This is a genomic window from uncultured Salegentibacter sp., from assembly GCF_963972535.1.
Classification (GTDB): Bacteria; Bacteroidota; Bacteroidia; order Flavobacteriales; family Flavobacteriaceae; genus Salegentibacter.
In genome coordinates, this window is record NZ_CAXAVR010000123.1 from 1 (window position 1) to 7,289 (window position 7,289).

At 35.9% G+C, this 7,289-nt stretch carries 5 protein-coding genes; 2 read left to right on the forward strand and 3 right to left on the reverse strand.

The annotated features are described in order from the left end of the window. Positions 1-85: 85 nt before the first annotated feature. The 3 genes from AACZ30_RS11960 to tsaD all read right to left on the reverse strand — a co-directional run bounded on the left by AACZ30_RS11960 (position 86) and on the right by tsaD (position 2,565). Complete coding sequence (locus AACZ30_RS11960) at positions 86-739, reverse strand: DUF4159 domain-containing protein (protein ID WP_208225534.1); 654 nt, start codon at positions 737-739, stop codon at positions 86-88. An 89-nt stretch (positions 740-828) separates the two neighbouring features. Next, positions 829-1,539, reverse strand: coding sequence for a 16S rRNA (uracil(1498)-N(3))-methyltransferase (locus tag AACZ30_RS11965; protein WP_339649581.1), 711 nt, complete (start codon positions 1,537-1,539; stop codon positions 829-831). A 3-nt stretch (positions 1,540-1,542) separates the two neighbouring features. Continuing rightward, the gene (gene tsaD, locus AACZ30_RS11970) at positions 1,543-2,565 is read right to left on the reverse strand and encodes a tRNA (adenosine(37)-N6)-threonylcarbamoyltransferase complex transferase subunit TsaD (protein ID WP_339649583.1); all 1,023 of its coding nucleotides are present in this window, start codon (positions 2,563-2,565) and stop codon (positions 1,543-1,545) included. A gap of 126 nt (positions 2,566-2,691) precedes the next feature. On the opposite strand from tsaD, the gene AACZ30_RS11975 reads away from it, so the two are divergent. Beyond that, on the forward strand, positions 2,692-7,062 hold the full coding sequence (locus AACZ30_RS11975; protein ID WP_339649584.1) for a translocation/assembly module TamB domain-containing protein: 4,371 nt from the start codon (positions 2,692-2,694) through the stop codon (positions 7,060-7,062). Between the two features lie 120 nt (positions 7,063-7,182). Then, positions 7,183-7,289, forward strand: a 107-nt coding sequence (locus AACZ30_RS11980) for a 6-phosphofructokinase (RefSeq protein ID WP_339649585.1), incomplete at its 3' end; no start/stop codon positions are given.

Sequence of the window (7,289 nt, forward strand, 5' to 3'; positions counted from 1 at the left end):
GCTTCCCCGGTAATATTGTCTAATAGAAGAATAACCGGCGATTTTTCTTTATTGAATTTTTCGTCAAAATGGGTGAGTTGTTCCATTAATTCTCAAATACGTATTTTAAAATATTTGCTCCCATTTGCAGTGCTTTTAACCTTACTTCTTCGGGATCGTTGTGAACTTCGGGGCTTTCCCAGCCATCACCTAAATCACTTTCTACAGTAAATAAAAGTACCAGCCTATTTTTATCAAAAATGCCTAAAGCCTGTGGCGGTTTATTATCATGTTCGTGAATTTTAGGCAAGCCACGCGGAAAATTAAATGCTGAATTAAAAATAGGATGATTGGCCGGCAATTCTTCAAGTGTTTTTTCGGGAAAAATTTTCTTTAGCTCTTTTTCTAAATATTGCTGCATTCCGTAATTATCATCTATATGAAGAAACCCACCGCTTAATAAATAGTTTCTAAGATTTTCGGCTTCTTTATCATTGAAAACTACATTTCCATGACCCGTCATATGTACAAATGGATATTGAAATATATCTGAATTCTCTGGGGTAACCGTAACCGGTTTGGTGTTTAAATTTGTGCCAATATTATTGTTGGCAAAATTTATAAGATTGGGCAAAGAAGTGGGATTTGCATACCAATCGCCGCCACCATTATATTTTAATAGCGCTATTTCCTGAGCTGCTAAGAACTGGCAGCAACCAAGAAAAAGAACTAAGAAAAAATATTTTTTTAAACTCAACATTTGGGTAAAAATATCAATAAAAAAGGGAGTTTACTAACCTGTAATAAATTTCAAAATATTTTGAAAAAATTTAGGTTAATTCTATAGGCTTAATCCTGGTTTATAAGTGCTACGGTATGGCAGGCAACTATGGCTGCAGTTTCTGTTCTTAAGCGGCTTTCACCCAAACTCACCGGTTTCCAGTTATTTTTAAGTGCTAATTTTATTTCTTCAGGAGAAAAATCACCTTCAGGACCAATTAAAATAGTTATATTTTCTTGTGATTTAGCCTGATTTTTTAATGAAAAACGTTCCATTCCTTCTTCACAATAAGCAATAAATTTTTGCCCTTCGGTTTCAGTTGTTATAAATTCTGAAAAACTAATCGCTTCATTAAGAATAGGTAAATTATAATGTAATGATTGCTTCATCGCACTTTGCAAAACCCTTTCGTAACGATTCAATTTTATGGTTTTTCTTTCGCTGTGATCACAAATTATTGGGGTGATCTCATCAATCCCAATTTCGGTAGCTTTTTCCAAGAACCACTCGTACCTGTCATTCATTTTGGTTGGCGCTACTACAAGATGCAATCGGTACTTTTTTGGACTTTCCTCTTCAACTGCAATAATATTTGCTAAACATTGTTTGGGGTCTGCAGTGATTATTTCTGCAGTAAATAAAAATCCTTTTCCGTTGGTTACTTTTAAAGTATCCCCGGCACTTTTTCGCAAAACCTTCGCAATATGCCGACTTTCATCCTTTGGGAAAACAATTTGTTTATCGGTTTTTTCAATATTTGGGGTATAGAAAAGTTGCATGGATTAAAATTTATAGCGTGCCTGGGCAGTAATAGAATAGTCTGAAAAATCTTGCTCCAAATATTTATAATGGCCAGCGATAGCAATCATCGCTGCATTATCTGTAGTATATTCGAATTTTGGAATAAAACAGTTCCAGCCGTATTTTTTTTCGGCATCCATTAGGGCATTTCTAATCCCGCTGTTTGCTGAAACCCCACCGGCTATGGCAATTTGATTAATTCCGGTTTGTTTTACGGCCTTTTTAAGTTTATCCATTAAAATTCTAACTATTGAAAACTGAATGGAAGCGCAGATATCCTTTAAATTTTCAGCAACAAAATCAGGATTTTCTTTGGTTTGTTTCTGCACAAAATAGAGAACTGAAGTTTTAAATCCGCTAAAGCTAAAATTCAAATCAGGTACTTTAGGATTGGGAAACGGAAAAGCTTTAGGATTCCCTTCTTTTGCATATTTATCTATTAAAGGCCCGCCGGGATAGGGTAGACCTAGAATTTTTGCGCTTTTGTCAAAGGCTTCCCCCACGGCATCATCGGTAGTTTCACCAATTACTTCCATTTCAAAATAATTAGAAACTTTTACGATTTGGGTGTGACCACCGCTTATAGTTAAAGCCAGAAACGGAAACTCTGGTTTTTTAAAAACATCTTCCTCAATAAAATGCGCTAAAATATGCGCTTGCATATGATTAACTTCAATAAGTGGAATTCCTAAACCAAGCGATAAAGACTTGGCAAAAGAAGTGCCCACAAGCAAAGAACCCATAAGGCCGGGACCACGGGTAAAAGCAATTGCAGATACATCTTTTTTACCGATATTTGCGCTGGCCAATGCCTGGTGAATTACAGGAACTATGTTTTGTTGGTGCGCCCTGGAAGCGAGTTCTGGTACCACACCGCCGTATTGTTTATGAACTTCCTGGGTTGCTACAATGTTAGATAGTATTTTGCCGTTATGCAGTATAGCTGCAGCAGTATCGTCGCAGGAAGATTCGATCCCTAATATGTAAATATTTTGTGAAGCCATTAAGAAATAAGGGGCATAGAAATTGTTAATATTGTGTACAAAGTTAAAATATAAAAGCGTATCAAAAAATTCTGGAAAATATTAACTAGAACAGTGGTTGCGCTGGTTTTACTTTTTGTCATAATTTTGATCGTATTCTCCATTCCTGCCGTTCAAACCGGTATTGCAAACCGTATTACTACTTCAATTAACGAAAATAACCAAGTAAATATTTCTGTAGACCGTGTTAGTCTCACGTATTTTGGCCGGGTGAAAATTAATGGAGTTTACATTGAAGATCATCATAAAGATACCTTAATTTTTTCTAAAGAATTACGTACTTCACTTTTAGGAATTTCAAACCTCTTTAGCAATAATCCACATTTAGGAAAGACCTATTTAGAAGGTTTAGAACTAAATATGAAAAAATATAAAGGCGAAGACCGGGATAATCTTGCCTATTTTATTCAGCAATTAAGCACTAAACCCTCTGGCGATTCTACACAATTTGAACTCCTGGTAGATAGGGTAGAGATTAATAACGGTTCTTACAGTTTTATAAATGAAGATAGTGAAAACCCGGAATTCGTAGTCCTGGACGATTTAAATATTTATGCCACAGATTTAAAAATTAAAGGGCCCGAAATTAATGTAGATATTGAAGGACTTAAAGGTTATGAAAAGCGTGGTTTAAGAGTGGATAACCTAAGCACGAATTTTTTCTATAGTCCGCAAAAAATGGTTTTTGATAATCTCAGGATTCAAACTCCCCAGTCTTTTGTAAAAGCAAACCTGGAATTTAATTACGAAACCGAGTATTTCTCAGATTTTGTAAATAAAGTTGAAGTAACCGGAACTTTTACTGAAAGTATTATTTCCAGTACCGATCTTCAGGCTTTTTATTCAAGTTTTGGAGATGACCAAATAATGCAATTAACTACCGATATAAATGGAACGTTAAACGATTTTGTTCTTCCCAATTTGCAATTAACCGGGATGGATCGCAGTAGGATTGAGGGAGAAGTTAATGTGGAAGGAGCATTTTCTCGCGGAGGTGAAAATTTTAAATTAACAGGAGATTTTAGCGATTTTACTACTAATTATTACGACCTGGTAAATTTATTGCCGGGGGACCTTCAGGGAAAACTTCCCGAAAATATTCGGGATTTTGGCAATTTAAGAATGCGTGGTGATGCTATTGTTACCGGTTCAAATTTAGATGCAGATGTAATTATAAATACGCAATTAGGCTCGGCTGAAGCAGATCTAATTTTACGTGGCTTTGATAACCCAAGAGAAGTAACCTACCAGGGTAAACTAATTTTTGAAGATGTAAATATTGGTAAACTCGCTAATAATTCAAGCCTGGGAAAAACCAGCTTTAACCTGGATATAGATGGTAGTGGGTTTGATGCTGAATCGCTGGATGCCGAATTAAAAGGACAAATTTCTAAATTACAATTTAACGGGTATACGTACCAGAGCATACGGGTTATTGGGAATCTTAGAAACCCGGTTTTTAATGGTTTATTAATGGCCAGCGATCCTAATTTAAAAATGGAATTTAATGGTTTGGCCGACCTTTCTGAAGATATAAATAACTACGATTTTGAAGCTTCTGTTGGTTATGCCGATCTTAATGCCCTAAATTTTGTGTCTCGGGATACTCTTTCTATTTTTAAAGGAGACGTGATTATGAATATGAAAGGCACCAGTATAGACGATGCTTTTGGTGAAATTTTGCTGCTTAACACTTCCTACCAAAATCAAAATGATCTTTACTTTTTTGATGATTTCAGCATAACTTCCAGTTTTGAAGGCAGGGAAAGAACTTTAAGCATAAATTCTCCCGATGTGATAAGCGGTGAAATTATTGGAGATTTCAATCTTTCAGAAATAAGACCTTTAATTGAGAATTCCCTGGGAAGTATTTATACCAATTACCAACCCAGAACCATTACCAATAATCAATACCTTGAATTTGATTTTGATATTTATAATAAGATTATAGAAGTTTTTTACCCCGAAATTAATCTTGCGCCAAATACATTTATTCGCGGTCACTTAGCTTCAGATGAATCTGAATTTAAGGTGAATTTCCGTTCTCCCAGAATAGATATATTCGGGAATATGATGAAAACCGTAAATCTAAACGTAGATAATACCAATCCTATTTATAATACCTATTTTGAAGCCGATAGTGTTTCTACAAATTTTTATAATTTTTCAGAGTTCAGCTTTATTAACGTAACCCAGCGCGATACGCTTTTTATAAGATCTGAATTTCAGGGTGGCAAAAACAATGAAGATTTTTTTAACCTTAACCTTTTTCATACTATCAACGAAGAAAATAAATCGGTTGTTGGGATACAGCGGTCAGATCTTACTTTTAAAAATAATACGTGGTATATAAATGAGGAAAGCAATAAAAGCAATAAAATAGTTTTTGACCTCGATTTTAAAGATTTTGCGATAGATTCTTTGGTGATGAATCATAAAAACGAAGAAATAAGGCTTAGCGGCGTTATGAGAGATTCTACATATAAAGATTTTAAAATGGAATTTGATAATGTAGATATTGGCAAAATCACTCCCCACATAAATAGCCTGGACCTTGCGGGAACGCTAAATGGAAAATTTGATTTACTTCAGGAAAACGGGGCTTATTATCCCAATACAAATCTTAAGGTAGATTCTTTAAATATTAACGACAATTTACTGGGTAATTTGGTGCTGGATGTAGAAGGAAATGAAAATCTCACCAATTATAATATAAACGCCAATTTGCGTAAAAATGGCAATGAATCTTTAAATGCCATAGGAAGTATAAATGTGAGTGGGAGTGAGCCCACCATAGAAATGGATGTAGATTTAGACGAATTAAATCTCGCCGCTTTTAGTCCTTTGGGAGGGGAAGTACTTAGTAATATTAGGGGTGGAGCGTCGGGAAATGCCCAGGTTTCGGGAAACTACAAAAACCCCGATTTTTCAGGAGAAATAAGTCTTGAAAATGCAGGTTTACGGGTTCCATACCTTAATATAGATCTGGATTTTAAAGATGAAGCAATAGTTAATTTAACCCAGCAGGAGTTTGTATTTGACGATGTTGAAATTGAAGATACTAAATACAAAACCACGGGAACCCTTAATGGAAGTATAGGGCATAAAAACTTTAAGGAATGGGATTTAGATCTAAATATTGCTACAGACAGGCTTTTGGTTTTAGATACCGAAGGTGATGAGGACGCATTGTATTACGGAACAGCTTTTATAAGTGGAGACGCAAGTATAGCCGGTCCTACAGATCAATTGGTTATAGATGTTACCGCCACAACCGAGCGCGGAACGGTTTTTAAAATTCCGTTAAGTGATACAGAATCGGTAGGAGATAACTCGTACATTCATTTTTTAAGCCCGGAAGAAAAAGCGGCCCGTGAAGCCGGTGAATCTATTGAGCTGCCTGAAGTTACTGGCCTGGAACTTATATTTGATCTTGATGTTACCAATGATGCTGAAGTAGAAGTAGTAGTAGATCAAACCAGTGGAAGTACATTAAAAGGCCGTGGTTCAGGAAACTTACTTTTAGAGATAAATACTAACGGCAAGTTTAATATGTGGGGTGATTTCGTAGTGTATGAAGGCGTTTATAATTTTAAGTATGCTGGGCTGGTTCAAAAAGTTTTTAATGTAGAATCTGGCGGAAGTATCAACTGGAATGGGGATCCTACCGATGCTCAACTTGATGTAAGTGCTATTTATTCCTTAAACGCAAACCCAGCAGTTTTACTTGAAAATCCTTCAATTAACAGAAAAATTCCGGTGGAAGTAGTTATTAATTTGCAGGGAGAAATAGAACAACCCGATATTACTTTTGATATTGCTTTTCCAAACGCCAGCTCTGTGGTAAGATCTGAGTTAGAATATAGAATGGACGACCGCTCCAGTAAAGAGCTTCAGGCGTTATTCCTGGTAACCCAGGGTGCTTTCTATAGTGAATTCGGATTAAGGCAAAATGCAATTACAGGAACTTTGGCCGAAAGGGCTTCGAGTATAGTGAACGATATTTTTGCGGGAGACGACGGTAAATTCCAGGTTGGTGTTAATTATGTGCAGGGAGATCGTACGCCAGACCAACAAACTGTAGACCGTTTTGGATTAACACTTTCTACCCAAATTAACGACCGCGTAATTATTAATGGCCAGGTAGGTGTCCCCATTGGAGGCGTTACCGAATCTATTATTGTAGGCGACCTGGAGATAGATTTTCTTTTAAACGAAGACGGAAGCCTAAGAGCAAAGGTTTTTAATCGGGAAAATAATATTCAGTTTATAGGGGAAGAAATAGGCTTTACACAGGGAATTGGTTTGTCTTATTCGGTAGATTTTGACACCTTCAAAGAATTGATTAGAAAAATTGCAAATACCGAAATTCAATCTTTAAATAGCGAAACCGAGAAAGAAGAGCCTGCAACGCGTCCCCAGTCTCCTGATTATATTCGTTTTCCAGATGAAAATTAAAATTAGGAATATTAAGCAAATCAATTTAGAGTATTTAAATCTCTAATATTGGGTAAAACTTATTCTTTTTTCTTTTCAGGTAGCTTCTGAGTTTGTAATTTTAGGCAAGAATTTTAAAGTATGACAAAAAGAATTAAACGAATAGGAGTAATGACCTCCGGCGGAGATTCCCCCGGAATGAACGCTGCAATAAGAGCTGTGGCAAGGGCAAGTTCTTATTATCGTGT